Here is a 1,926-nt window from a genome sequence, read left to right on the forward strand (position 1 = left end):
GCCCCGGGCCCGCCCCGTCCCGGACCGGGTGGCGGCTCGCCCGGCGGGCGCCCCGGGCCCACGGCCGGTCCCCGCGGGGGACCCTCCCGCGCGGCTCGTCCTCGACGGCCGCACGGGCTGAACTCCCGAGCGGCGCCGGCGCAGGGAGTGGGACTCCCGGGCGGGGCAATCGGCGGGCCCCCCGGGCTTCACCTGGCGTTCACGCGACGCTGACCCCATCCTGGCAGGGTCATGGCGAAACACCCCCGACGAGGAGGAAGCCCCGGTGCCCGTCGCCCGTACCGTACGAGCCGCAGCCCTGACGTCGAGCGCCCTGTTGGGAGCCGTCGCGCTGGTCGCGCAGGCAGCCGCCCCCGCGTTCGCCGCCGTCGAGATCGACGTCACCGCGACCGTGGAGACCGCCCCGGTGGGGCACGGCGGGGACGCCGCGGACGACCCCGCGGTGTGGGTGCACCCCGGCGACCCGGCGAAGTCCGTGGTCGTGGGCACGGACAAGAAGGGGGCCCTGGAGGTGTACGACCTCCGGGGCGCCCGGATCCAGCGCGTCGACGGCGACCACGGCAACAACGTCGACGTCCGGGGGAACGTCGTGGTGTCCGCGGACGACGAGGCCGCCGGCGGCGACGGCGCGCTGCACGTGTACCGGATCGACCCGGCGACCCGGCGGCTGCGGCACCTCGCGGACGTGCCCACCGCGGTCACCGCGCACGGCGTCTGCCTCTACACCTCGCCGCGCTCCGGCAAGCTCTACGCCTACCCGAACTCCACGTCCGGCCGCGTCGAGCAGTGGGAACTGGCCGTCAGCGGCGACACCGTGCGGGCGACCTCGGTACGGCTCTTCGACGCGGGCTCCGCCGTGGAGGGCTGCTACGCCGACGAGACCACCGGCAAGCTGTACGTGGGCGAGGAGGACGTCGGCGTCTGGACGTACGGCGCCGAGCCCGGCGACGGCACCGCCCGCACCCGGCTCGACTCGACCGGCCCCGGCGGGCACCTGACCGCCGACACCGAGGGCATCACGGCCGCGGGCAACCGGCTCTTCGTGTCCTCGCAGGGGAGCGACGACTTCGCCGTGTACGACCGCGGCAGCGGTGCCTACCTGGGCCGCTTCGGGGGTGGTGTCCGGCACCGCCGCCGACGACTGCGAGGACACCGACGGCATCGACGCCAGCGCCGCGAACCTGGGCCCGGCCTTCCCCCGCGGCGTGTTCGTCTGCCAGGAACGGTGCGAACGGCGCACCCGGCTCCAGCGGCAACCAGAACTTCAAGTTCGTACCGCTGGAGCGCGTCACCGACCGGATCTGAGCCCGGGCGGCCCCGCGCGCGGGCGCCGGGGCCGGGGAAGTTGCCGGAAAAGGGCAGTGCGCCGACGCGTCCGGACCGGTCAGGATGGAAAGGCAGCAACGGGGGCCGGGCACGGATGCCGGAGCGCGCTGTACGCGTTCCCGCGTCCGGACGGGGACGGCTCCCGGGCGCGAGCGGTCAAGGGGGCCGGGTCATGGGGGATGTGGTCGGTGCGGTGGTGGGCTTTCCCGGGGTGGTGTTCAGCTCGGCCCTGACCGTCGTCATCTGCTTCTGGCTGCTGGTCGCGGTGGGCGCCGCCCGGGCCGACAGCTTCGACGAGGACGCCGACCTCGGCGTCGTACGCCTCGGCGGGGTCCCGGTGGCGGTGGCGGTGTCGCTGTTCGTCGTCGCCGGCTGGACGGCCGGTGTCACCGGCTCCGTCACGCTGGCGCGGGCGGACCTCAGGGGGGTGGCGCACGCGGCGTCCGAGCTGGGGCTCCTGCTCGCGTCCACGGCCGCGGGCTGGGCCGTGGCCCGTGCCGTCCTGCGCCCGCTGGCACGCAGGCTCCCCGCCACGACGGCCCCGCCGCCCGGCCCCGTCGTCCCGGCACCCGCGGCGCACCCGCCCCACACCGCACCGGC

The 1,926-nt window shown here is 76.3% G+C and carries 1 protein-coding gene; it reads left to right on the forward strand.

Features of this window, described 5'->3' with window-relative positions:
* Positions 1 to 265: 265 nt before the first annotated feature.
* A partial coding sequence (locus IE330_RS39560; RefSeq protein ID WP_229926236.1) for a phytase occupies positions 266 to 1,926 on the forward strand: 1,661 nt, incomplete at its 3' end.

The sequence above is a fragment of the Streptomyces longispororuber genome (genome assembly GCF_014656095.1).
In the GTDB taxonomy this organism is placed as follows: Bacteria; Actinomycetota; Actinomycetes; order Streptomycetales; family Streptomycetaceae; genus Streptomyces; species Streptomyces longispororuber.